Origin of the sequence: Pseudoalteromonas luteoviolacea S2607 (assembly GCF_001625575.1) — a bacterium.
Lineage (GTDB): Bacteria > Pseudomonadota > Gammaproteobacteria > Enterobacterales > Alteromonadaceae > Pseudoalteromonas > Pseudoalteromonas luteoviolacea_E.
Genome location: NZ_AUXV01000056.1, coordinates 755,515 through 781,584 on the forward strand (window position 1 = coordinate 755,515; position 26,070 = coordinate 781,584).

Consider the following 26,070-nt stretch of genomic DNA (forward strand, 5'->3'; position numbering starts at 1 on the left):
ATTTCTGTGTCTTATTTGAGCGCAAATCAGAAGGTATCAGCGGTCATTAAAGCAAACCAAAAAGGCGAATTTACGAAGGTTAATCTCAATAAGTACAAGCATACGGTGAAAGCATTAACAAAAACTGCCGATGACGCTGTTAAATTTTGGCGAGATATTCCTGCGACAACGCTAACCATTACCGATCTAGATTATGTGGATGGAACACTTTACGTTTCTAGCTTGTCCACTGGCGAGTTTGCATCAACACTTCGAAAGGTCGAGTACCCGTTTAGCGACTCAGACACCAGTTCAAATATCGAAATTTACCACACGGTTCACAATCAAACAGAAACTAGAGCGCCAATCAGGGCAATGGAAGTGATCAACTTAGACGGCGTCGAAACAGTCGTTGCCGCGTACACATGTACGCCCCTTGTGACCATCCCTACTTCAAGTTTATCTGACGGTGCACATGTTAAAGGAAAGACCATTGCTGAGCTTGGCTATGGCAATACCCCTTTAGACGTTATTCACTTCACTGCAACAGACCATACCCAAAAACAAGAAGATTTTGTGCTGGTTATTAACAAAGAGCGAAGTGCTGATTTAATTCGCGTTGCTGACTTAACAAAAGCAAATAAAGCTCAGGGGCTGTCGACCCCTGAGATGTGGGCAAAAGCTGGGGTCCCAACACGTCCCGTGCCTTTATCTGGCGTGCTTCAAGCTGCGGATCAAGACGCACAATTTATTGCGACATTAAAGCGCAATATAACGACGGGCGATATTGATTTGCTCTCATTTAGAAAAGGCGCATACTTCCGCCTCAATGACTTTATCAGTGAATATAACTTTAAAGATTATCAATATTACCCAGAGCAGGAAATGTTTAGGCACTTTCAAAACCTACTTAAAACAGATGCAGGGTACCCTGAACTGACTCGTGAACTTGCAAAAGAGGCCCAAAAGTGATGAATCGTGCACTGCTATTTGCCGCTTTATTGTTTTTCTCTTCAATATCAAGTGCCATGTTATCGGCGCAATGTGGTGATATACGTAAGCAAGTGCATGTATCAGCAGTCTACCCGACTGCTGATACTCTGCCAGAAAACCTGCTGAGATTTTATATCTATTTCAATCACGCGATGCGAACGGAAAATACACACTCTCACATTTATCTGACTGACGAGTATGGTAGGCGACTTGATGGCGTATTTCTTGAAAACAGGTTTAGCCTTTGGAGCCCGGACAGAACTCGATTAACACTGCTATTTGACCCCGGAAGAGTAAAAACGGGTTTAGTCGCACATAACACTTTAGGGCGTGCACTAGAGGCAGGTAAGACTTATAACTTAGTCATCGACGCAGGCGCACTTAATCTCACCAACTGCTCCCAAAAGTACACGAAAACCTTTAAAGCCAGTCAGGCAACTTATAGCAAACCAACTATTTCAGACTGGGTCGTCAATCAACCGCTTGCTAATTCAAAACTACCCTTAATGATTGATTTTAAGTCACCATTGGATCACACGTCATTGGCATTTAGGATCCGAGTTAAAAACAGAGATGGTAAAACACTTGCCGGTTCCATAGAGTTAGCGCAGCAAGAGAAACGGTGGGTGTTTACTCCCAAGCAACCTTGGCATCCAGAGGAGTCTTACATCTTGCTCATCGACCCAATCCTCGAAGACATTGCCGGTAACAGAATAACAGGCCTGTTTGACCAGCCTGATTTGATCGAAAGTGCCAAACAAGGGAAGTCACACTTAAAAATTCCAATCGCATTGAGTGACGAGCCGTAGTGGACTCAACGTGGTGCATGTTTATTAACCAAGCAAAACAGCTGTCTGCCATTTGGCTCAACACACTCTAGAAGGCGCCCCTATCTAGGGGCAATCAATTCGCCAAAAAGATTCAATTAAGGGCTTTAGCTCCTTTATGTCAGCATCAGCAAGATATTTAACCAACTCCCCTACTGGCTCGCCATCATATATTGGCTCAAATTGCTCAAGATTACAAAGAGAAACAATGGGTGTTTATTTCAAAGCACAGTGGCTAGACAATATCATAAATCAACAACACATTTGAAACACCCACAGCCAAACTTGAACGTCTTAAGCACAGGGAATAATCGGGGCAATAGTTTAACGCCGTTTATTGATAGTCCGATATGTCCAGCTAAACTTACAATATCATCGCACATTGTATGTCCATTAAAGCATGCATGTTTCTGAAAGAAACCACTTTCTCCAAGATGGGCGGATTGTAAACTGCGAACGATACGGACTCAAAAGCTAAGGAGGCTTAATGACAGAAAATAAACCTGACCAACGGCATGCTCACGTCAAGCAACTGCTTAGCAAAATGGATCCTGAGGTCGCTGCAAGCTTTAGCTACAAACAACGAAAAGCCCTGCAAAAAGTCATTAATACTCGAGACTGGAATAGCCATAAAATAGACTTTAGGCCGACACTAGCTTTGCCATTTTTACCTTGGAGTTTTTATTTTGTATTCCTCGGCGGGGTGAACAAACGTAGTTTAAGCTCTGCAGAGCGCGTTACTGCGGCCATCGCATTTTTAACTACCTTACTAATTGTTGGATTTATTTTGCTTGGTATTGTGTTTGTGATTGTCTATTTGTTTAAGTCTTGGTTAGGTATTGATTTTTTCCCTGACGAATCGCTGGGAATTTGGGACCAATTTAAAGACCTGTTTCGCTAGTAAAGCTTATAACCTGCATTGAAATAGAACTCTAATAGCATTTGTAATTGCTTCACTCGCGACTGCGTGTTTACAAGAAGGTCTCCGTCAGTGTGAGGAAAGTCGCGCTTTAATGAAACAATGAATTAGACAACTTTTCTGATATGGATACCATACGTCGAAGACGAGAAAGCTCTAAGATACCATCTTTCGAACTCGGTAAGCCCTGCATTTCAAACAAAGCTTCAAGAGTGAGAAAGTAAAATATACCCATAGTAAAAAGCTTATACATCAATCAATTTGTACAAAAAGAGTACTAAACCAGCTTGTGAAGTGCGCCTCCCTACCTCGTTCTGCCAGCTTCAAATGTTAAATTAAAGCCAGTTTGTTTATTTAGCGTTTAAAAACCACAAAAACGATTAACGCTATTAATATTTTAATTCATTATGCATTTATTAATATAATTGCAATTTTTAAATAAATAGTATTTTTGTTTCATTCTTGCATTAAAGACAGGATGTTAAAATCACGCTATAACCAATAATATAGAAACCAACATAATGAAAGAAATGAAAACAAACACTATCGCAAAATGGGTGGCGCTGGCCTTAGGTGTTTCTTGCTCTGTAGCTCAATCACAAGAGCTTGTTTTGAACGGCGACTTCAGCACACAAAGCCTTGCTGAGTCTGAAACTACTGTGGTGGCAGATCATTGGCTTTTCTCTGGTACAGGCCAAGCGGGTATTTTAAACCCGGCGCCACATCATTACTCTAATGAGTCTGAAGTTAATAACATTGCTTTCGCGGGCGCAAACTCTGTTATATCACAAGACTTGGGAGCCCCATTAGATTTGAACTCTAACTATAGAGTGCGCGTAAAGCTGGGTTGGCGAGAAAATGCTGATGCATTTAACTACAAAATTGGACTGCGTATTGATAATCACACCATTGATATTACGCCAGCCACACAGCTTACTAAAGGTGCATTTACCCAGTTAGACATCGAGTTTAAACCAGATGCTACACATCAGTATTTGGCTGACTTGAATTCTAACTTGGTTTTAACTCTAGAGAATAATGATACACAGGTAAGCTTTATAGACTTTGATGATGTATCCGTAACTATTTCAGCTAAAAACCTAGACTCAGATCAAGACCATATGCCCGACAGCTGGGAACTGAGCCATGGGTTAAACCCTTCAGATCCATTAGACGCATCAACAGATCTTGATAGTGATGGCGTCACAAACCTTAATGAATTTTTAGCAGGTACAGATCCTACTAATGCAGCAAGTTTCCCGCACATTTTCAATCATCAATTCACCGGTAACGTTGAAATAGAGAGCGCACTGAGGTTAGTCCCTCAAAATACAGCTCCAATGGTTTGTAATACTGAACATGAAGGTTCAATGTATTACAACAGTGTCGAACGGCTTGTATTTGTTTGCGATGGCAATATTTGGAATGAGTTTAGAGGATTACAAGGTGAAGCTGGCGTAGCTGGTCCTCAGGGTATTCAAGGCCCTCAAGGTATTCAGGGCATTTCTGGAGAAACCGGTCCAGTTGGGCCACAGGGAGATATAGGACTAACTGGGCCTCAAGGGCCGCAGGGTGTTCAAGGTATACCTGGCACTTCTCATTGGCGAGATGGTGCATCAGCCGTGTCTACCAACGTTAAAGTAGGTGTTGGTACCGTTTCACCGAGCGCTGCGCTTGAGGTTATTGGTAATGCAATCGCAAATGATCCAATTGAGTCAAACCACTTAGTCACCAAATCATATTCGGATGCGCAATACACAGAATTGAAGCAAAAGTACGACCATTTACTTGCTATGGTAAGCACCCTGAACAAAGATGTTTATCCAAGTGACGGTTTAAACTGTGCTGACGTACTTGCCAATAACCCAAATGCTCAAAGCGGCTTGTATCAAATTGATGCGGATGGTCCTGGCGGTAATGTAGCTGTAGAGTATTTCTGTGATATGCAGAATATCGACGCTTCAAGACCTATCGTACCTGCTGATACAACGGGTAGTAACAATAATATTGCCCTTGTATACAGCAATGGTTTGCAACTTAATAATTACAGCGCAAGTGGTAATGTAAGTCCATTTAGCCCTGCTGGTGCATTTGATGGGCACGTTTACTACACAGATCCCAACACAAAAATAAATCCTGATGCCGGCAATATTGTCACAAAAGGGATTTGGTTAGCACCAACTAATAGCAATCAATGGTTGCAGGTAGATTTTGGTAGAAAAACGGTTGTTACAGGGTTTAAAACACAGGTTTCTACCCAGCACGCTGAATTCTCTCCAAGAACCCCAAGAGAAGTCATTTTCCAAGTCTCTAATGATGGCGTGAACTTTGTAGATCATGAGCAAATTGTCATGGACAAAGGGACAGCTCAAGTTACTTTGAATCGCGCAGCCTTTGGTACCCACTTTAGACTACACGTGACAAATACCCATGGTTCTAGTGATTATGTGCAAATCGATGAAATGGAGTACTTCGGATTTTTCGTTCAGCCAGATCCACAAGAGCCTGTAGATACGCAAATTTCAAACTGCCAAACAATCTTAGCCGAGAATCCACAATCAACCTCTGGGTTTTATCAAATTGACCCTGACGGTACCGGCGATATTGCGCCATTCACTACATTCTGTGATATGGAACTAAAAGGGGGTGGTTGGACATTAGTTGGGATACGTTATGTGCCTAATAAGCCATATGATCACATTAATAATTTCGACGTACTATTTACTGAAGTGAATAATATCACTTCGTTTGATGACAACTATCATTTACCAGACACGCATTGGCAGTATCTAAAGTCGAATAGTCAAGAATTGATGATGAATATGCGAAACGTGGGCGTATATGCAATTGCCGATATTGCCGCATTGCAAAACGCCAACTGTACTCCATTGGTTGATACGCTTGGTCGCGTACCAAACAAAACAGGGGAAGAGCAATTTAGACTGTTCTGGCAAGAAGTCTCTGGCTGTTCAGCTGTAGGGACTGACTATTCAATGCTTAATTATCATAATATCTATAATTATGACCCTAGTATTTATAAAGATACAAATATAACAAGCACTGCATTTGAACAAACTAATTTTATTTATGTTAGATAACTAAAAACAGAGCGCAAGTTGCTAATTGCAGCTTGTGCTTTTTATCATAAGTTTTACTTTATCTTATTTATCCCTACCTTCTTAATACCTTCTTGGAAACCCCAATCACAGCCAATAATGCTTATAGCGCACGATAAATAGGTAAAAAAGTAAATTTCATTCATGTGAATATTTCAATAAGGGATTAATTATTATTTAGTTTTGGTGTAAGTTGGCTAAAGTCAATTTGAAAATTAATCGCTTTGGCTTGATTGCAATTGGCCTATTAAGATGCATTTTTTGCATAGATTAAATCTGTCATTTACAGGAATTAAATAATGATAAAATCTCTCTCTACATCTGCTTTTGCCACTACGTTCTTGCTTACATCTACTATTGTTTCCGCTGCTGATACGGCAGTAATCACCTATGATGACGTATTAGATGGTGTGGACAACAACACCCATTCTTTGTCGATAGATGTGTCTTTTTCGGGTGATGTCATCGCAGGAATGGAACCATCAACCAACTCACTCCTAACAGGCAAACGCGAAGAAGCACAAAACTTATTTGAAGGAGCTGGATCACAAGCTCGCTATAATTTTGTTTATCGCGATAACTCGGGAGAAAAGTGGTTTGTAGGCGCTGAAAATGCCTCAGGTCTTATATCAGGAACATGGTATGGCGCAAACGGAGACAAAGGTGACTTTACGGCAAACTTTAGCTGCCCGTCGCCACTACCTAGCTATTGCAGCACCTTAAATATGACCGCTGACGCGATATTTTCTGGCTCAGGATTAAATTACTCTAGAGCTATCGATGAATCTTTTTTACAAGACTCCAACGACCCAAACAAAGGGCTTTACGTGCAATCGGATGACGGCGGTCTGCCCTTCCCAATGGGATTCAATATAGAATTTACCAAAACATTTACCTTACAGTCTTTTAAGTTTGGTACCTATAACAACGGTCAGGGAACACGCGCTACGGGCTTTACCTTTGAAGTATGGGAAAATAATGGTTGGGTCAACAAGGGCACTTTTAATTTCAATGCATTGCCTTCACAGCAATGGATTAGACAAGAATTTTCTTTATCTGCCCCAGTAACAACGTCAAAAATTAGAATTGCCGCTACCGGAACAAGTGACTTTTATAACGGCGGACGTGTTTTAATGTGGGGCCTATCTTTCCACTAGGGTAAAGAAAATTCAATCACTCGTATGACATTAAAGTTACGGCGTGTATAGTGGTACCTACATAGACAGCATTGTCGATGGGTGCCCACATAAATTGGTGAGACACGTACAAAAATATAAGCCACAGCTAGTGCTTGGGGCTTTTTAGAGATGTGCAATCAATATCACTGGTAACTGTACGCGCCGCAGCCCAATTTGTATAGCTCAATGTTCTAAATAGGGCAAGTAATGCTGGGAAACCATTTAGTTAAAAGCTTTCTATCAAATAGTAAATTCCAAGTGCCTAGCAAACTATTGAACTAGAAATCTTGATATCGCAACTATCTGCATATAGCACTTCGTATATGATAGGTACGGTCAAAGCAGGAAAAGAAACTGAAATCCAGTGAACAACCTAAAATGAAAAACCCAGCGAGTAATGTGGCTTTGAAGTGGCTATAAACCATTATAATAATTTATTTTTCTTTACGTTTAAAAACAGGCATTGACCAAAAACTATATGCATCAGTCATTACAAAGGTCTTCTAGCAATTGATTTAACCAAGCGGGTGCTGATTCATGGCTGAGCAAATATACTTGCTCGGTGTACTCTAAATTTTCTGGGCACTCGGGCAATTCACATAATTGCCATTCTCTAACAATGTAATCAGGCAAATACGCCAGCGCCAACCCGCTTTTAACGAGTTGACCAAGTACGGCATAGTCGTTAACCACCCACTTTATATTTCTGCCTACTTTTGGTGCCAGCCAACCATCACACCCAATTCCTCTTTGCTCTCCACAAAATGGGGAGGTATCAGGCGCAGCAAAGGGGTATTGAACTAGCTCTGTTAAACAGATACTTTTTTGCTTTCGCATTGGGTGGCTCTGCCCCATAGCTATTTGCATCGTTAGTTCACCGAGCTTTGTTAAGTGAATGTCATTTGGCAGCTCTTTTATAACTTCTCCTGTTACAATGGCTAGCTCCACTTCCCCTGCGAGTAATTTATGCACAGCATTTGACTCATATTGCGTATCAAAAATTAACGTAATGTGCTCATTTGAGTTAGTTTGACGTGCTAAAACGCTTGCCCATTTGAATTGCAAAATACTCGAAGCTGCAACAACACATTTAATGGCGTTACTTCCTTGCGTTAACTGCGTTTTGGTATCTTCAGCTAAATTGATCAAAGCCACGGCTCTAGGCTGCAACATCAAACCATGTTCATTTAAACGTAACGACTTACCTACTCTGTCAAACAACTTAACTTGTAAAGAGCCTTCTAGCCGCTTTAAAGATTTTGATAATGCACTGGGTGAGGTATCGAGGGTCTGGGCAGCCTTTTGCAAACTTTGATACTGCGCGATAACGATAAACTTATGTAAATCTGCTATTTCCATTTTGGAATCTTTAACTACAATTTAGAAACGATTTAGAACTAAAAATAGCATACTCTAGATTCCCTCTAACACTATTTATTTAGATAGCTTCCTATGAAAAACGTTTTTATTGGCTTTTTACTTGTTTGCATTTGTAGCGCTGTGCGAGCGCATGACCACTCTATGGGCCTACATGGCATGGTTTTATTTTCAGTTGATGAACGCATATATGCCTCCCACCTGCCGATGCCAAGTGGAAAACATGCCGTACAATTTATTTTTGAAGCACAGCTGCCAACCCAATATAGAGCGCAATTAATGCCTTTTTTAAAAGCGAATACGCTGGTAACCGTGCGACCAGAGACATTCTCTCTAAACAAACTTAGATCAGGCCACCTTACACAATTTTCAGGAGATATCTTTATTGGTCACTTTGAACGTACAGGTAAAATGAAATATATGGACGTCACACTTCAGGTTCAAAGCATCTTGTTAAATAAACCTGTGAGTGCATCACAGCACAACGGACAGTTGTATACACTTGGGCTTGGCAATAACACCTGTTTACTCGTGCATAAAATTGGGAAGTCTCCGAGTTTTGATCAAATAGCAAAAGCCCAATGTGACTATCACACTGGACAAACAAGCGAGTTAAACAGTTCAATAAATGGGCCATTTACAACATTTGAATTGACTGATTTTGTAAATGCTGAAACTCTGTACTTAGAAACCACTGATTTTAAATAAGGACTCGCTATGCCTTCACTAGAAATCCTCGCGGCCTTTTCTGTCGTTTGCTTTTTACTGAGTATTACCCCTGGCCCCTCAATTTTGTACATTATGGCACGCAGTATTAGTCAAGGACCAAGCTCGGGAGTGTCGGCTGCAAGCGGAATGGCAATTGGATCTTTTGTCTACGTTATTGCGACAGTGCTCGGATTGGCCGCAATTTTTAAATACTCCCCCATCGCTTACACAGGTTTAAAAATTGCTGGCGCCGTGTACTTGGTATATTTGGGCTGGCAATATTTCAAACCTGCTGAGCAATCAGGTAGTAACCCTTCACTAACTAAAGCAACTAACTTTGCCATAATGAAACAGAGCTTAGTGGTTGAGCTCACAAACCCAAAAACAGCGTTGTTCTTTTTGGCTTTTTTACCCCAGTTTGTGAGCCACGAAGGCGCACAGGTGTCAACGCAGCTGCTGGTGCTTGGCATAATATATACCCTGATCACCCTATGTTGTGATATTTCTATCGCACTGCTCTCGGGAAAGCTTGGTAACTGGCTTAGTCAAAAAAATGGTCATAGCCAATGGCAAGACAAAATGGCCGGCAGCGTCATGTTTATATTAGCCGGTGTAATAGGCTATGAGAGTATTAACTAAATATAATTTAGGCTACTTTAGTATTGAAATAAATGTGATGAAACGAAAGGGGTAACGTTCAGTTATGTTGATTCTGAAGCTATGCTATTTAAAGCATACCTCTCAATCTCTTACCAAATTTACTGTATGCTGAGATACACACTCCAAAATCTTTTTATCAAATAAACAAGGGCTGTAATAGCCCTTAACCTTCAAGAGGGACTAATTTATCGGTAACTTACCTGTTTATGTACAATCTACTTTGGAACATAGAGTAATTCAGGGCAACCCCAGCCGTGTTCATCGAATAAAATACTGCCGACGCATCAAGTAATTCATATTATGCGACGATAAACCGCTTAAAATATACAGAGTAAATTTCGTTTATCAATTTTTCACTTTAAAGCTTAGAGTGTATTTCTATGTTCCATAGTTAAGTGTCACGTATGATTAGAACAGGCCAATGTATATTCGCTCTGATTTTGCGCAGAAACTTCATTTATCTTGGTTGTAAAGCCATTTAGCTTTTGCATCATTTCTCCCGCTTGCTCAGACATTGATATTGCGGTCGCTGATGCTTCTTCTGCCATCGCTGCGTTTTGCTGCGTCATATCTTCCATTTGTAAAATAGCCTGATTCACTTGCTTGATCGCACTGTTTTGCTGATCAGAAATAGATGCTATTTCAGCTATCATCTCACTGGCATTCTGTGCCGCATTGACGATTTTACTCAACGTATCCCCTGATTGATTGACCAACTGTGTTCCCACTGAAATTTTATCTACATTGGCACGGATCAACTCTTTTATTTCTTTGGCTGCTGTTGCAGAGCGTTGCGCTAGGGCTCTAACTTCACCCGCTACCACAGCAAACCCTTTACCTTGTTTACCCGCTCTTGCCGCTTCAACCGCAGCATTAAGTGCTAATAGGTTGGTTTGAAAAGCAATTTCATCAATCACGCCTATGATATCGGTGATCCGCTCACTTGCTTGGTTAATTTCATTCATGCTATCGACAGCATCCCCAACTACTTTAAAGCCACTTTCAGCCTGCATTTGGGTATCCGCAGAGAGTTGATTGGCATTTTGTGCTTTGTCAGCGCTATTGAGCACAGATTCTGTAAGCTCTCCCATCAAAGAACGCGTCTTTTCTAACGCCATCGCCTGTTGCTCTGTTCTTTGGCTGAGGTTTACCACTGCACTGGACAAGTCATTTGAAGAGTTGTCTGTTTGATTTGCGCTAGCCATTACTTGTTCGATAACCGAAGACAGTCTATTTAAACTGGTATTTATTGACTGACTCAGTAAAGCAAAATCACCGGCGTAAACATCGCCCATTTGCTGAGATAAATCTCCTTTTGCGACCTGTGTCATGACCGATTTACACTCATCCATTGGCGCAACAACAGACTCCAGCAAAGTATTCACGCCTGTCATAATTTCTTGAAAGTCGCCTTGATGCTTTGATGTATCTGCTCTGGCTGCCAAATTGCCATTACTCGCCGCGTCTGCAAGCGAATTTGCATCATCAATCAATCGACCTACCGCATCGATACAAGTGTTGAGGTTTTGCTTGAGCAACTCAAAGTCGCCGCTATATTGGTCAGTAATGTGCCCAGGAATATTCCCTTTTGATATAGCTTCCACAACGTTGGCCGCTTTCGTTAATGGCCCGACCATCGCATCCATCATATCATTAACACCAGCAACGATTTTCCGGAAGTCTCCATTGTGCTGAGCCAAATCTACCCGCTTTTTCAAGTCACCAGCCACAGCTGCATTGGCCAAACTATTCACATCTTTTATCAACAAACCAACAACTTCAATGCAAGTATTCAAATTGTTTTTAAGTAACGCAAAATCTCCTTGATATTGCTCACTAATCAATGCGGGAACATCACCTTTGGATATAAGGTGCACCGCTTCAGCGGTTTTTTTCAATGGGCCAACGATTGCTTCAAGCAGCTCATTGATGCCATCGGCAAGTACCTTCATAAACCCATCAAAATGGGCGCTATCAATACGAGTATTTAGCTCTCCTTTCGCTGCCGCTTTAATTACTTTTTGTATCTGAGATTCAGCATCTCGTTGCTGAGTAAGATCTTGCCACTCTAGCACGACCCCGAGCTTTTTCTGCTCTTCGTTGACCACAGGATTAAGCGTTAACATCAAAGACTTTCGACCCAGCTTTAGCTCTTCACTGTAGGTTTGCTTCAAGTCACTTAATTGTTGTGACAAAGCCACGGGAGATGGGTGCAATTCTGATACATTAGAGCCTATAATATTTGCCGCGTTAAAACCTTTTAATGTTTCGCCTATAGCGGACTCGCATTCATTGAAAAGGGCCTTCGAAGCATTATTTTGATATATTATGGCATTGCTCTCGTCGGCAACCATCACATTTGCAGAAACGTTGTCTAATGCCTGTTTAAGCCTGTTGTTTTCAGCGGCTTGAGTACGCTCTAATTCCATTCTTTCTTGCAGCTCGCGTCCTGACTTAAGCAAGCTCGATTGCATAGTTTCTAATGCTTTTAGCAACTGACCTGATTCATCTTTAGTTTCTGCATTTATTTTATTTTCCAAATTTCCTGTAGAGATCTCTTGGGCAATCTTTACAGCATTATTGATGGGGGATGTGATCCGCTGTAGGACAAAAAATACAAAGCCAAGTGTCAGCGACAGAGAAACAACCATTAACACAACAGCCATATAAACATCTTGGCTTGCGCGCTCTAATGAGCTGTTGGACAAGGTCGCAAGATTATCAGACAACTTGTCAGAAACTGTTTTTAACAAGTTTATCTTCGCGGTTTGCATTTTAAACCAATAAGCCGCGTCTATACCAAAATCTCCCTCATTTACCTTGGAAAATGCCACATTGCGCATATTTTGCGTTTCGGTCACGGCCTCATTTTCCATGGTCGCGAGATAAAATCGTTTATTCTCTTGCGAAGACAGACTTAAAAACACTTCCATGTATGTATCCTGAACCGTAATCAAGTTTCTCAACTTCTCATACTGCCCAGGCTTAAACTGGTTTTCTGCAAAAACAGCTGTAAACACCGCTCGCTCGACACCAGCTCGCTCTTTGCTATTTAAAAAATTCCGGTAAGCGGTCGCTGCATTCACAATATCGCTTTGCGTACTCAATTTTGCCAAAAAAGTGATCGTGGATAAAAAGGCACCATTAGATCGAGTGTAGTAGCCAATAGCATCGCTTGTTGATATAGCAAAGTCGCTGATCTGTTCGCGAATACTTCCCAGTTGCTTTTTCAAAGTAAGCGCGCTGTTTAGCTGTTCGGCGAATTCACCATCAAACTGGTTTACATCAAACTCTTTTAAGAAATTGTCTAAGCGGCTAGCAGCTTGATCTGTGTCTTCCCTTTGTTTGGGTAGCACATCAGAAAACTTAACGCCTTTACTTCCCAAAAAGCCAGCTGTGGCACCGCGCTCTTTTTGCATTTCGTGAACAAACTCATTAGCCAATACCGATAATTGAGTTAGCAGTAGTAGCTTTGCATTTTCTTGCTCTAGCTTTTGATTTTCAAACACTTTGTCTACTGCAAGCGCAACCATAAAAACGAGGGGGATTAAAGCTATTGAAAGTAATTTCCAGCGGAGTTTAAGATTGTTAAAAATACGCATATATCATTTCCTTGTAATCTGGCCAATCAATACTTCAATTGAGCATAATTACGAGTGTAGTAGGAAATACACGCCGTTCAACACTGGGGCAACACAAAGTTCTTTGAGTGTTTTAGTGCCTTATGGAGATAAAAAATAAGTTAGAAGGCTTATTGTACTTGTCAATCAGTAAAATCAATAGAATATAAGTTAAATTTAAGAGCAAAAGAATGCCTTAATTAAAAAGCACCATTTTAAATTTATACCAAAAAGATGTGCGCACATCACTCCCCTCTTCTATAAACTAAAATTGGATTACCATTAAAAAATCAACATTAATAGCACAAAAAAAATGTGTTTAAACCGCCTTAAAAGGTAAGAAGATTAATTTTATACGCGATAAAATTTTAGAAAACTAAAACAAATATAGGCAATTTAATTTACTTTTATTAAATGTAAATTTTCGCTTTCATCTCAAGTCCCGAAGAACATGATTTTTTATGTGCTTGAGGCATCTTCCTGATCTGGTTTAGAACCATTACCCGTTGATGTGTCAGAATTTCGAATATTCATTGAAAAGCCAGATAGCCCAGCAAAGTCTTAAAAAGCGCCCTCAATCAAGCAAGTAGCTCTAGAGCCCGCCACTTAAGCGCTCTAGTGTAAGCTGTTAGCTTATAAAAATTATCGATGGTTAGTGCATTTACTATGTATCTTTATTGAGTACACAATTACAATACGCACAGAACATCGCCAAACCAGCGCCCGCCGATTTGCTGAGATATGGCAATTTGATGAAAAAGCTTTTGGAGTACCCAAGTGACACATAAACCGATTTTCCCTACGGCAGTAGTTCTTTCTCTTTTTTTGATTGGCTGCGGAGGTAGCAGTAGCGATCAAAGCACTAGCAACTCTTCTCTCGTTGCACCTACAGAAACCTTCACCCTGAATACCAATATTAGCGGCTCTGGCAGCGTCCATCCGGCAACGCAATCAATACGTAAAGGTTTTGGTGCAAATTTTTCACTTCACCCAGAAGAGGGCTATTACGCAGACTCAGCCACTGGTTGTGGCGGTACACTAAGCGGTGATCTTTATATTATTGAAACCATGCAGGCAGACTGTACTGTTGAAATTCAATTTAAGCCTCGTGTTACGCTTAGCGAGCTGAATATAGACCCTGCACTTGCACAATGCTTAACCCATAATGAGGGTATAAAGTACGCTGATGAGGTTACCTATTTGTACTGTGAGGAGCCCATCAGTAACACCGAAGCCATCAAACACTTTAAAAAGCTTGGATATTTGGACCTTTACAATCAAAACTTAACAAGCTTAGATATATCAGAGAATCTAGAGTTATATTCATTGACTATCTCAAGCCCTCTTCTCGAGACGCTTGATGTTTCAAACAACACCTTACTCAACAACCTATACGTGAGTGACGGTCAGTTATCAACTTTAGATGTCTCTAAAAACACAGCCCTTACATCTCTGCAAATTCATAGCGGGCAACTTAAATCGCTGGATATCACACAGAATAGTCAACTCAGTTACCTTGATGTTGGCGCTGACCAACTAGAAGCCTTGGATGTGTCTAACAACACCGCATTAACCAACCTGAGAATAGACAGTCAATTACTATCCAGTTTAGACCTGAAAGTTAATGCAAACCTTGAAAGTTTAAGTGTTGAAAATTCGGCAATGACAAGCCTGAACCTTTCTAACAACGCAAATCTTAACGACCTATTCCTGCATGGTTCCGCAATCACTGAGCTAGATCTATCACAGAATTCAGCTCTAACGAATGTGTATGTTTACAGCACGCCATTAACCAAACTGAATTTGGCCAATACACAGCAGTTGACTAACCTAGGCCTTTATTACAACCAGCTAACCAACTTGGACCTTTCTGATGCTGTAAAACTGGCATATTTATCGGTACAGAATAATCAACTCTCTGAGCTTGATCTCAGCAAAAATAATGCCTTGGAAACGATAAACCTATCTTCTAATGCGCTAACAAATATTAACTTTCAAAATAACCCGCAATTACAGTCACTTGATTTGTATGACAATGAGTTTACCGCGATAGACCTGTCCAAAAACCCAGAACTGACCTATTTAAAGCTTGCAAACAACCAGTTTACCACCCTAGATTTATCTGGACTACCTAATCTCGCAGAGCTCGATGTACAAAGTAACCAGTTGACCGAGTTAGATATCTCTCACAACCCCATGCTTGCTTCGCTTTACTTATCTAACAACCAGCTAACGCAACTGAACTTTCCATTAAATGATGTACTAACTCAGCTGTCTGTTTCTGGTGATGGGTTTACATCGCTGGATTTCTCCAACTTCAGAGCACTTACTAATCTATCTGTATCAGCTTCCCAACTTAAAACCATTAAAATAGACCAAAACCCTGCTCTGAAAGAACTAGTAGTATTTGCGGATAAGTTGCAAAAATTAGATGTGTCAAAAAACACAGCACTAACTCACCTATTAGTAGAAAGTAAAGTTCTCGCTGCACTGGATGTTAACAACAACACGGCACTGCAAACGCTGACAATATACAACTCACAAATCGATACGCTCGACATTTCTTCGAATAAGTTGCTAACAGCGTTGTATCTCACAGCATGGGATTTGAAATATCTGAATACAACCAATAATCAGTTGCTTGAGAGGCTATCAATTAGAAGTGATCAGATCACTAAGCTCGATTTATCCAAAAATGCGCAGCTTGAACAGCTGGGAGTTTATACTCATCGACTGGCTCAGCTAGACCTTTCTGCCGCTCCCAAAATTAAGGATCTTTCATTAAATAGCGCTTATCTGGACGACATCGCTCTGTCTACGTTGACACAACTTGAATACTTAGAATTGAGCTCGATGCCGATAAATGAACTGGATTTGTCCGTTCATCCTAAACTCGAGCGATTGTCGCTTTCCGGTTTGCCACTTAGTAGCCTGAACATGTCAAATTTAACAGAGCTCCAAGAGCTGAGTATTTGGTCATTACAACTTACAGGCCTTGACCTATTGCACAATAAAAAACTGAACTCCCTAAACTTAAACAACAGTGCATTGACCTCGCTAGACCTATCTTCAAACACAAAGCTGACCCACTTATATGCCTATGGCAATATGCTGAACAGTATTGACCTGTCTAACAATGTGCTATTACAGTCTGTCTCTTTATCCGGTAACCAACTCAAGCAACTGGATATTACCAAAAACACGGCCTTAACTTATCTGGATGTCGCGAGCAATCAACTTACCTCATTCCAAATTGTGGATCAGCCTAATTTAGAAAGTGTATACCTAAACTACAATATGCTAGATACATTAGCAGTAACAAATGCGCCTTCTCTAGCCAACCTCTATGCCTCTGAAAACCAGCTTACATCGGTCAGTTTTTCTGGTGTCGACGCGCTTTCAACACTTAAGTTTATTGGCAACCAATTATCTGAACTTGATTTATCTGCTGTTACAGCACTGAACACATTAAATGTACATTCCAACCAACTGGCAAAGCTGGACCTGAGCAACAACCAAGGTATTTCTACCCTTAACGTCAATGACAACCAATTATCATCTTTGACCTTGGATAATCAAGAATCACTGACTGAGCTGCAGGCAATGAACAACCAGCTAACACAGCTAGAACTATCGTCTAGTCCATCCCTTACAAGTCTGGAGTTAAACAACAACTTATTGACTCACCTTGATACCACTGCAAACTCAGCACTGATGTCGTTAAGTGTGAACAACAACCAATTGACCAAGCTAGACCTAGCAACAAGCTCCGCTTTACAAAGCCTGTCAGTCAACAACAATAAGTTGAGTACATTAAACTTATCAGAGCAAAGCGAATTAACCTATATTGATGCAAGGCATAACAATATCGCTCAACTCGATATCACCAATAGTGCCGTGTTGCAGGTCTTGATGGCCGACGGCAACAAACTAACTGAGCTCAATACGACAAATAATAGCGCGTTATTAGAGCTACATTTGTCGAATAACAAGATCACTTCACTCGACCTAGTTAATAACAGTCAATTAAACTATCTTTACTTGCACGACAACTCGTTGTCACAAATCGATGTCAGTTCAATTGAACAACTGTATTATTTCTCGCTTGACCGCGGCGTATCATGCACTGGCGACATGTGTTCAGTGGCATACTATTACTAATATGCTAGGTGATTACAGGCACACACAACGTGTGCCTGTATCTCAATCCCCCGCACGCTGAAAAGCGCTATCTAAACGAAACAAACGTGGCACTCAACTACATTTACGCAAATCAATTTTATTTGATTTAGGATAGTCACCTTCTTAATTCCTGCTGATATGAATGGCTTCCAGCCTAAAGCCTTCTTTTTTATCATTTACCTTCAATACAATTTCTTCTTTTCCATCTTGGTTAAGATCATAGCTATAAATGTCGCCTGAAGATTCTGGCAGCGAGCGTTTAATTCGTTTCGCTCTTCGCGATAACCCCCTTTTTTCATCGCCAAAATAAACTTTGAGTTCGTGAGTATCTGACCTTATTAATAAATCAGTTAAGTCGTCACCATTGAAATCTTTGAAAATAATACCTTTATCAGTACCGCTATTTGAATTATTCATATTCATCGCCAATTCGAAGCTTTTCTTTGAGGCGGCTTTTTTAGAAAACTGGTTGTTAGTTTTACCCTTAAATATACTAATGGTGCTGTCGAGCATCACTTCTTTATTCTCCATTGCCGCACTGGCAATTGAAATAATATCCATAAAGCCAATATCAAAAGAAATAACGGCTAAATCATTTAGCCCATCACCATCAAAATCACTGATGTTAGCGATGGCGCTTGTTTCTTCCAAAGTTAATTCAATATCTGGACTGTTTTTAAACACCAGCCCGTTACTCGTTTGCTCAGAAAAGAAAATTCTATGGATACTTTCGCTGTCTAAGTCTTTTTCTTTGTCTGTCCCCTCTGAGAGACTCTCTATAGTATGAATATCTGGATAACCATCATTGTTAAAATCTCTTAACTTCTCTATACGCTGCTTGCTGTTATTATTTACCGTAAAGAGGGTTTGCGGTTCTTTACTTGGCCCTTGACTGGTTGCCAAGAAATACCGTACTGCTTGTTCCTCATAAAACATTAAATCGTTGATGCCATCTCCGTTTATGTCGGCTAGTGCGGGAAAGTGAGGCAACGTATGACTTATCATCAATTTTTGCTCTGTGGCGTGAGTGATTGTCTTTGCACTTAAAGGCAATGCAATAGATTTAAAAGTACCAGTCTCCTGCTGGACATAAATGGTCTGATTTTCAACGCCGGGTAAATAAAAATCAGCTAGGTCATCCCCATTTACATCCAACGTAAATGTTTGATATCTAAACTGCGGAAGTGTATCAAACTCAAACACAGAGTCTGTTTTAATTAGCTTATGTGCGTTTGTTTCGCCGACATGAAAAATGCCCTGCTCGGTTAACACAAACGCTTGGGTGCCTTGGTGGCCAGCTAGCTTGCCAAGGCTATACATGATCGGATTGTCAGGTAAAGCCAATAGCGTTGTTTGTTTACTTTTAAGATCGACTTTTTGCAAATAGGCCAGCTCGCCATTCCCAGCAACAAAGGCTGAACCTGTATCTGGCACAATAAGCTTACCATCGGCATTGAATTGTAAATCGATTGAATCATATGCATAAATCAAACTACTGAATAAAGCAAAAGGGAGTAACCTTTTCATATTAAAAATCCTTTAAAAATACGTCTTATTTATATGTAATATATGGATAAAATCTCGTCTCACGGTTTCGCTAAATTGGTGTTCTGCCTAACTCTCCAACTCACTCACGGGCCATTTCCAAGCATGCCAAATCGTCATTAACGATAACAAAACTTCGAGCCCTGTAAGGTAAAGATAAAAGCCCCACACGGTATCCAAGTTAAGTGACACAAGTAGCACAACAAATAAGCTGGGGATGATGATGTTTAATCGTCGATTGATAATAGGTTTTAATACCAACGTTAGAAAAACCATTACACTTGGTATGGACATTAATAATGCGACAGCAAAGAATTCAAACTGAATTCCCTCTTTGTCTGCACTGACGAGCAGCGCCTCAGACATGATACCTGGCACAAACACTTGAATGTAATCACCGTAGACATAGCAGAACATCACAGCAATCCACAATGCTGAGATCTTCAACTTCACATTTATTTTGTAATCTTCAAATGAGGGAGGAATGTCTTTTGTTGTATTCATAATAGCTCCGTTATTTTGATTTAACCCCTTTGTTTAGGGATAGTTGACGGAGCTAAACGATATAACTTATAAATAGTTAGGTCGTCCGAGACTATAAGCGCGGACACACTTTTATGCTAGAGCCTCTACAAAACAGTGTTATACAAGGAGCTGAACTTGGCCAACCCTATCGAAATTATTCTGACTATGATGATTGTTGGTCAAGTGTGTATCAGTGTACCTATTCTTTTATCAAGAGTAACAAAGCAGGCTATGAATTTACCATTGGCGTTATTTTTATTTGCCAGCGGTGTGTTGGCATTAAACTCTACAATTTCTTCTGTATTACCTGACTACTATGCTTTGTACACAGCCTTGGCATTTCCAGCACTCTTTTTACTTTGCCCATCTCTGTGGCTTTATGTGGAGGGGCTCACGGCAGACAGACCCTGGCTATTACATAAAAGGCAGCTGAAACATTACGGTTTAATGGTGCCAGCCATACTGATTTCCGTGATGATATTATTTTTGCCGAAAGAGATTCATGCCGCCGTTTTCATACATGATAAGGGTGTCAACAACTCTTTTGTTAGCTTATTGCTCATCGGCATGTTAAGCATGATGCTGCTTTGGCTCGCGCAATGCGTCTATACCTTATTCAAAGTTGTACACAGATTGAATCAATACCGTAAAACGTTAAAAGACGTTTTTTCAAATCACGATAAAAAAGAGCTTAACTGGATGAATTGGCTACTTTTTATTGCCGCAAGTGTTTGGTTATGTTCTGTTGTGACAGTATTTTCATCAAGTTTGTTTAACCACGCTGTGTTTAATAGCAATACAGAAGTACTCCTTTCGCTACTTTTACTCTGGTGCATGACCCACTTTGGGTTGCAACAAAAGCCTGCATTAGCGATGTTAGATACCGCTTCCATAAAAGATATAGCCATAGAACCCAGCAATACTAAAAATAACAAGTACTCGCCGACTAATAAATACCAACGTTCCGCGTTAGATAAAGCGCAATCAGCACGGATTGTCATAAAGATAAACTCGGCTATGGAACAAGACAAACTCTATTTAGACCCAAACTTGTCATTGCAAAAGCTATCAAAGCACCTAAATATTTCACCAAACTATATATCACAAACGCTAAATGAAACGCTGTCTGTAAGCTTTTTTGATTTTGTTAATCAATGGCGTATTGAGGCTGCGAAACCAAAAATATTGGCCAATAACAATACCGTGCTCGATATTGCACTAGAAGTAGGCTTTAATGCGCGCTCCTCCTTTTACAAAGCATTTAAGCAAACAACAGGTAAAACCCCCAGTGAGTTTAGAAAGGCTCAGATGAATAGTTGAAAGCGATGCTTTGAGTAAGGTGTTCATAAGGCCCTAATATGTAGTTGGTCGCACATTTACATTAGCAAAAGCAGCCCCGATAGATTCACTCTGCTTGACATACACGGAGTGCCCATATATGTCTTCTTAAATTATTAAATTACTCTTCTTCCCCAGTATACAACCGTAAACAGATGTACACAAAACTCCAACAACAGCTGTAGAAGCTACACCTCCAATTATTTGAAGTTCAGCCTATGCTATCCACCTACCCTGTTGAAATATTCTTCCCATGGCTACTCTTTCTGCTCCTTAAATCGTCACAAAATATACCCGCTGAATACGAGGCTTACAATTAATTTAAGGAACAAACTTGTGCCTGTCCCAAGCTAATTGCAAGTTTCATTTGTCCCGGCGTTATGGCATGCAGTGGTTCAGTACCAACGTCATAAAATGAGAGTGTCTGTCCCATGGAACATTCCCATTGATTATATGTTAATAAGTGATATGTAATCATTTGTAATATGTTTTTTTTAAAAGTTATCTAAGCTTATTACAGTCTAATTAAATATATATTTTAACTGATGTATCTATGCTTAAAGGATAAATATAAGGCTGATTTTAAAAGCACAACATACCAATTTACTACTACTGATGAAACCCCGCTTCATATTTCTTATGTTATGAATTATGGCGCAGGTATGAGTGACTTCCAATGCCTGAAAATGAAACTCCTTAGGGTCAGCAGAATCAAGGGGTCCAGAGCTTGTAAATAAAGTTCCTCATGCTTCGGACAAAGCAAGTTTATATCTAAATTTTAATGGCAGTGATTTACATACAGACATTCATAAGAATGCCAGTATGACGTCAACAGGAACATCCGATAATAAATCGTTGATGTTTATGGCAAAGTTCTCTGATGTAGGTGAGTTAACAGTTATTCAATGTCAAGCAGCAAGCTAACAAGCAATAGAGTGAATTATAACCCCCATTATTAAGGGAAATATTAACAAACATAACTAGGACAAAAAAATGAGTATACCTATCGGAACCATCTTACCAATTGCCACCCACAGAACAGCACCAAAAGGCTGGTTGCTATGTGACGGTTCAGCGATTCCAGCACAATATAACCAGCTACAAATTTCCTTAAACTCTAACACCTTGCCCAACCTTATCGGCCGAGTGTTAGTTGGTGCAGGGGAAGCCAATGCAGCAGTTTCGACTAATTCTGATGAATCTTCAGCCAACTTCCCTAGCGATCAATGTATCCCATTGGCTGCATACGGTGGCGAATGGCAACATCAACTTACAACCGGTGAACTACCATCTCACTCTCATTACATTAATAAAAAACAATTTACCCTACATGACGCAAGTTTCGCAGGTAAAACCCGAAATTATCGTCCATACACTGATAGCGGCTCGGGTGATTCAATCGAAAAAACGGACACTCGTGGAGGTAATCAAGCCCACAATATTGTCCAACCTTACTTTTCTATTAATTACTATATCTACGCTGGCAGCAACTAACTATAATTCTTAGGATATAAAATGTTTAAAGCAAATGACCCATATACATTCACCTACTACAATAAGTTGTTTTATCCTGAAGCGACAGTTAACGAAGCAATTGGGTTAATTACAATTGTTTATGAAGTTGCTCAGTATGAAAATGTTCAACTCAATACAGGTTCCAACTTTGATATAACAGCGACACCAAGAGATAGGGAATATATTCTTACTTGCACACAACGCGTAACTATATACAACCCTAACGGAATAATGGTAGGCCCCAAACGGGATATTACCTCATTTAAAAATTACCCAGCTATCGTACAATCCAGCACATCATTGAATATGGCGGAAGATGGCACACAAAGCTATCAATTACTAGGATATTCCCCACAAACTATTAATACTCAAGTCCAGACATCATCAAGCGCAGGCTCAGATGATGGAAGCAGTAATACAACCACAAGAACCAACTCTTCGGGTTCGTCGCTATCACAAACTAATTCCTATTCAGCCAATATTGGGTTGCAAAGTGGTGTGTTTTCATTTAATCGCTCACATAACGACCACTCAACAACTCAAAGTAGTGATTATTCCAATAGTAACAGCCAAGAAGTCGGTAATAACAGCAGTCAGAATAGCTCCAATAATGCTGATATGAACATAAAAGATTGGTGTGTTTATAGCTACGTCAACCCAAACGCTAACGCCATCACTTGGAATTTCGCACAAGAATACCCTTGGAATGTATTAGAGTGTCGACAAGAAATTGATAACGGCTCCGTTTCTAACGATAAAAAAACTGATAACAATAAAGTAAAAGTCGAGGTTAAAGTTCCGGCGCCGATGTTGTCTTGTTTATACAATAATGATGTGTTGTACCCGCCAAGTCATTTATCTGAGTTTGGTTTGAATTTTAGCTGTCAATCACAAACCAAACTTATTATTAGAGAAAATGCCAGCTCAATAATAAAAGTAGTACACGATATCAACTTATATACGGCAACTCATGAACTCTCCCAAGATTCTTCTTCCAACGATATTCCAGTTTCTGTATATATAGATGCAGGGCCAACGGCATTAACCCCGCAAGGGGAAACCGATATTTCTGTTGAATTAGATTTATCTGTACTCGCACTCAAACCCATATCACCAGCATCTCCTTCAACTATTATTGGGTTTATACCAAGTAAGTTCTCAGTGTTACCTAAAATGAGTAACAGTGATCATAAGCCAAGTAAGTTTTGCATATTCTCTGATAACAACCAATTAAAAATCACAGACAATACAGATTACACCAATAAAAATGTAAATTGTGGTTTTAGTGCCAGTCAAACGTCGTTAAATGCAACACTTAACCAAACTTGCACTGAGCTTAACCTACAAGCACTATTTAAAGTTATAGATAATACATCTGACTACACGCTATATTTAAAACATTGGAAGACCAAAGACAGCGCTATTAAATTAACTTTTGTTGTTAACGGCAATACTGAAAACCCAATAGTAAAATATGTCGATGCACTAGAAGCTGAAGGTGGCGAGCATAATTTATTGGCGATCACCTTAAGAGATCAAAATTTCTCCTCTGTTGAGTATGAGGATATGCTTAATTTAGGATTAAACTCGATAGATATTACTATATCAACCACAAACCAAGACGAAAGCGCTGGCTATGCACTTAGAGCACTTTCTATTGAATCTAGCTAAAGCTATATCAATCAACTTATTAAGGCACTTGACATCAAAGTCTAGTGTCGATTTTTATCTTATGGAAAACATATCATGCCACCTGAAAAGACGTTGAGATATTACGCTCACATTAAACATGAAGAAGCAGTAGAGTTTGCTATGGGAAACTCAGAATCATATTATATAAAATCAAAAGAAGCAAACTCAAAAGAGCCTAGTATTAAGGAGATTCAAATTATAACTAAAAAAGAAAAACACGCTATTTACTTCAATAAGAAAATAGCTGAAAAAATAGAGGAATACCAAAAGAAAAAATCAGAATACCATGAAAACTCAAGGGCTTTTATTGCAGGAGTATTTGCAAAAATATTAGAAGATAAAAATGAAACAAATGAAAAAAAGAAATATGTAGATAACTTAGCTAAGACTTTCCTTGATGACAACATCAATGACAATGCCCTTCTCAATGAAATTACTAAACTCTATAAATCAGATAAACTATCAAAAGAAGATAATAAAGAACTCATTAAATATCGAAATTTATTCTATACATTCATACATAGAATTGAACTATATAACAAAGCTAAGTCAAAAAGCTTAGAAAAAAATGACTTTCGTAATGAATCAGAACTTATTGTAGTTGGCCATGGCTCACCTGGTTCCGAGACACTATCTCATAAAAAGGAAGGTAAACTTTTCTCAGACGAGTTTTCTGTAAAAGATATATCAAAGACATTGGGCAAATATAAAGAAAAAATCCAGCTCGAAAAAGTAGAACTCTTAGCATGCTACGGAGGAGTAACAAAGGCTCCCCAAAAACGATTAGAAACAGATAAAGCTGGCATGCCTTCAGTTACTAAACATAAGTTCTGGTTTGATGAAAAGCCTACAGCTCAACATTTAGCTAATCAATTATACACCCAGGGTTTCAAACAAGTTAAAGTACTGGGAATTCAATGCCAAGGAAAAATGCAGGCGGAATACATGCAAAGATTACCAAGATATGAAATCGGGGGATTTTCTGATACAGATAAAAAGAAAGTTAGTAGATACTTTTCTCCAGATAGTGATACAAAAAAGTAACTAAAAAAATTTAAAAGTGCAATTTCACCCAGATTTCACCTCGCTGCACCTAACTTAACCCTACCAACTTACTGCATAGGGTAAAGGTATGAATACCAAGATTACGCTCAATAATATCAGTCATCACTTCACCATCGGTCGCGATAAGTTTCAGCTATTTGATGACTTTAGCGCAACGATTGAAGCCAACCACCCATATGCCATTGTTCGCCCTTCTGGGGTAGGTAAAACTGTGAATGGCTCATAACCTCTTTAATTATCAGTATTGGCGCGATTATTGGCACTCACTTAGCAGCTCAGCTTATCTATCTATCTCAGTTTGGTATCAGCTATACCCCAGATATTTTATGGATAGTATCAACACTAGTGATCAGCGCGATAGTAGTGTGCTTGGCTGGTATGATCTCCAGCAAAAACTGCCTGAAATTTTCAATTCGAGAGCTGTTGAAGTGACTCTAAGTGTCGTCTTCAGGTCTGTCACTAGTGGTGCTATCGTTAACTGAAAATCTGCAAAACATACAAGCAGATAAATTAAATATAGAAAATTAAATATGACACCCATCTCAATTTATACCACAACTACACCTCAACATGTTTCAAAGCAGAAACAAACAACTAAAAATTGCTCAATTCGCTTTGAGCCTTTGATAAGTTGCTCAACTTTATAACTTTGTCGGGATTTCAGACATGACTAACCACGTAACTTTTAAAAGCTACGTTGAAATTGGGGTGTTAATGCATATTAAAGGCTAAGCAAGTAATTCACTACACTGCGTCAAGCTACCTCGTCGTTTTAGCTTTAAGTGCTCGCAATACTTTTGCTTAGCATCAGGCCTACCCACAGAGCCTTTA

17 protein-coding genes are annotated in these 26,070 nt (G+C 39.7%); 13 read left to right on the plus strand and 4 right to left on the minus strand.

Features of this window, described 5'->3' with window-relative positions; genetic code table 11:
- The first annotated feature begins 6 nt into the window (after positions 1-6).
- The 5 genes from N480_RS20075 to N480_RS20095 all read left to right on the plus strand — a co-directional run bounded on the left by N480_RS20075 (position 7) and on the right by N480_RS20095 (position 6,991).
- The gene (locus N480_RS20075) at positions 7-951 is read left to right on the plus strand and encodes a hypothetical protein (protein ID WP_196761524.1); all 945 of its coding nucleotides are present in this window, start codon (positions 7-9) and stop codon (positions 949-951) included.
- Positions 948-1,781 (plus strand): hypothetical protein, encoded by an 834-nt coding sequence (locus N480_RS20080; RefSeq protein WP_196761525.1) that lies wholly within the window; start codon positions 948-950, stop codon positions 1,779-1,781. The genes N480_RS20075 and N480_RS20080 overlap by 4 nt, the downstream gene beginning before the upstream one ends.
- 505 nt (positions 1,782-2,286) lie before the next feature.
- Positions 2,287-2,700 carry a hypothetical protein gene (locus N480_RS20085; RefSeq protein WP_063374207.1) on the plus strand — a complete coding sequence of 138 codons (414 nt, stop codon included), beginning with the start codon at positions 2,287-2,289 and terminating at the stop codon, positions 2,698-2,700.
- A gap of 548 nt (positions 2,701-3,248) precedes the next feature.
- Complete coding sequence (locus N480_RS20090; protein WP_155732908.1) at positions 3,249-5,816, plus strand: fibrinogen-like YCDxxxxGGGW domain-containing protein; 2,568 nt, start codon at positions 3,249-3,251, stop codon at positions 5,814-5,816.
- A gap of 317 nt (positions 5,817-6,133) precedes the next feature.
- Entirely contained in the window at positions 6,134-6,991 is an 858-nt protein-coding gene (locus N480_RS20095; protein WP_063374209.1) for a hypothetical protein, read from the plus strand.
- Positions 6,992-7,495: 504 nt separating this feature from the next.
- Here the strand turns inward: N480_RS20095 and N480_RS20100 are convergent.
- Entirely contained in the window at positions 7,496-8,371 is an 876-nt protein-coding gene (locus N480_RS20100; RefSeq protein WP_063374210.1) for a LysR family transcriptional regulator, read from the minus strand.
- Positions 8,372-8,464: 93 nt separating this feature from the next.
- On the opposite strand from N480_RS20100, the gene N480_RS20105 reads away from it, so the two are divergent.
- On the plus strand, positions 8,465-9,097 hold the full coding sequence (locus N480_RS20105) for a hypothetical protein (RefSeq protein WP_063374211.1): 633 nt from the start codon (positions 8,465-8,467) through the stop codon (positions 9,095-9,097).
- A gap of 9 nt (positions 9,098-9,106) precedes the next feature.
- Complete coding sequence (locus N480_RS20110; RefSeq protein WP_063374212.1) at positions 9,107-9,736, plus strand: LysE family translocator; 630 nt, start codon at positions 9,107-9,109, stop codon at positions 9,734-9,736.
- 419 nt (positions 9,737-10,155) lie between these two features.
- On the opposite strand, the gene N480_RS20115 is transcribed toward N480_RS20110, so the two are convergent.
- Positions 10,156-13,359: a nitrate- and nitrite sensing domain-containing protein gene (locus N480_RS20115; protein WP_063374213.1), complete on the minus strand. Its 3,204-nt coding sequence runs from the start codon at positions 13,357-13,359 to the stop codon at positions 10,156-10,158.
- A gap of 795 nt (positions 13,360-14,154) precedes the next feature.
- Here N480_RS20115 and N480_RS20120 point away from each other — a divergent pair.
- Positions 14,155-17,538, plus strand: coding sequence for a hypothetical protein (locus N480_RS20120; protein ID WP_063374214.1), 3,384 nt, complete (start codon positions 14,155-14,157; stop codon positions 17,536-17,538).
- A gap of 144 nt (positions 17,539-17,682) precedes the next feature.
- On the opposite strand, the gene N480_RS20125 is transcribed toward N480_RS20120, so the two are convergent.
- Both N480_RS20125 and N480_RS20130 read right to left on the minus strand, forming a co-directional pair.
- Positions 17,683-19,086 (minus strand): FG-GAP repeat domain-containing protein, encoded by a 1,404-nt coding sequence (locus N480_RS20125; RefSeq protein ID WP_063374215.1) that lies wholly within the window; start codon positions 19,084-19,086, stop codon positions 17,683-17,685.
- Between the two features lie 87 nt (positions 19,087-19,173).
- A complete protein-coding gene (locus tag N480_RS20130; protein ID WP_063374216.1) occupies positions 19,174-19,608 on the minus strand; it encodes a hypothetical protein in 435 nt (144 codons plus the stop codon).
- A gap of 156 nt (positions 19,609-19,764) precedes the next feature.
- Here N480_RS20130 and N480_RS20135 point away from each other — a divergent pair, with 156 nt between their 5' ends.
- From N480_RS20135 to N480_RS25480, 5 genes are all read left to right on the plus strand, one after another.
- On the plus strand, positions 19,765-20,949 hold the full coding sequence (locus N480_RS20135; RefSeq protein ID WP_063374217.1) for a helix-turn-helix domain-containing protein: 1,185 nt from the start codon (positions 19,765-19,767) through the stop codon (positions 20,947-20,949).
- A gap of 1,011 nt (positions 20,950-21,960) precedes the next feature.
- Entirely contained in the window at positions 21,961-22,461 is a 501-nt protein-coding gene (locus N480_RS20140; RefSeq protein ID WP_063374218.1) for a phage tail protein, read from the plus strand.
- A 21-nt stretch (positions 22,462-22,482) separates the two neighbouring features.
- Positions 22,483-24,153 carry a hypothetical protein gene (locus N480_RS20145; RefSeq protein WP_063374219.1) on the plus strand — a complete coding sequence of 557 codons (1,671 nt, stop codon included), beginning with the start codon at positions 22,483-22,485 and terminating at the stop codon, positions 24,151-24,153.
- Between the two features lie 75 nt (positions 24,154-24,228).
- Complete coding sequence (locus N480_RS20150; protein ID WP_063374220.1) at positions 24,229-25,218, plus strand: hypothetical protein; 990 nt, start codon at positions 24,229-24,231, stop codon at positions 25,216-25,218.
- 88 nt (positions 25,219-25,306) lie between these two features.
- Positions 25,307-25,465: a hypothetical protein gene (locus N480_RS25480; RefSeq protein ID WP_155732909.1), complete on the plus strand. Its 159-nt coding sequence runs from the start codon at positions 25,307-25,309 to the stop codon at positions 25,463-25,465.
- The last annotated feature ends 605 nt before the right edge of the window (positions 25,466-26,070 follow it).

Bases quoted from the DNA above. Each gene is read 5' to 3' on its own strand.
- N480_RS20085 (WP_063374207.1), top strand. From the start codon at position 2,287: ATGACAGAAAATAAACCTGACCAACGGCATGCTCACGTCAAGCAACTG.
- N480_RS20090 (WP_155732908.1), top strand. From the start codon at position 3,249: ATGAAAACAAACACTATCGCAAAATGGGTGGCGCTGGCCTTAGGTGTT.
- N480_RS20095 (WP_063374209.1), top strand. From the start codon at position 6,134: ATGATAAAATCTCTCTCTACATCTGCTTTTGCCACTACGTTCTTGCTT.
- N480_RS20100 (WP_063374210.1), bottom strand. From the start codon at position 8,371: ATGGAAATAGCAGATTTACATAAGTTTATCGTTATCGCGCAGTATCAA.
- N480_RS20105 (WP_063374211.1), top strand. From the start codon at position 8,465: ATGAAAAACGTTTTTATTGGCTTTTTACTTGTTTGCATTTGTAGCGCT.
- N480_RS20110 (WP_063374212.1), top strand. From the start codon at position 9,107: ATGCCTTCACTAGAAATCCTCGCGGCCTTTTCTGTCGTTTGCTTTTTA.
- N480_RS20115 (WP_063374213.1), bottom strand. From the start codon at position 13,359: ATGCGTATTTTTAACAATCTTAAACTCCGCTGGAAATTACTTTCAATA.
- N480_RS20125 (WP_063374215.1), bottom strand. From the start codon at position 19,086: ATGAAAAGGTTACTCCCTTTTGCTTTATTCAGTAGTTTGATTTATGCA.
- N480_RS20130 (WP_063374216.1), bottom strand. From the start codon at position 19,608: ATGAATACAACAAAAGACATTCCTCCCTCATTTGAAGATTACAAAATA.
- N480_RS20140 (WP_063374218.1), top strand. From the start codon at position 21,961: ATGAGTATACCTATCGGAACCATCTTACCAATTGCCACCCACAGAACA.
- N480_RS20145 (WP_063374219.1), top strand. From the start codon at position 22,483: ATGTTTAAAGCAAATGACCCATATACATTCACCTACTACAATAAGTTG.
- N480_RS20150 (WP_063374220.1), top strand. From the start codon at position 24,229: ATGCCACCTGAAAAGACGTTGAGATATTACGCTCACATTAAACATGAA.
- N480_RS25480 (WP_155732909.1), top strand. From the start codon at position 25,307: ATGAATACCAAGATTACGCTCAATAATATCAGTCATCACTTCACCATC.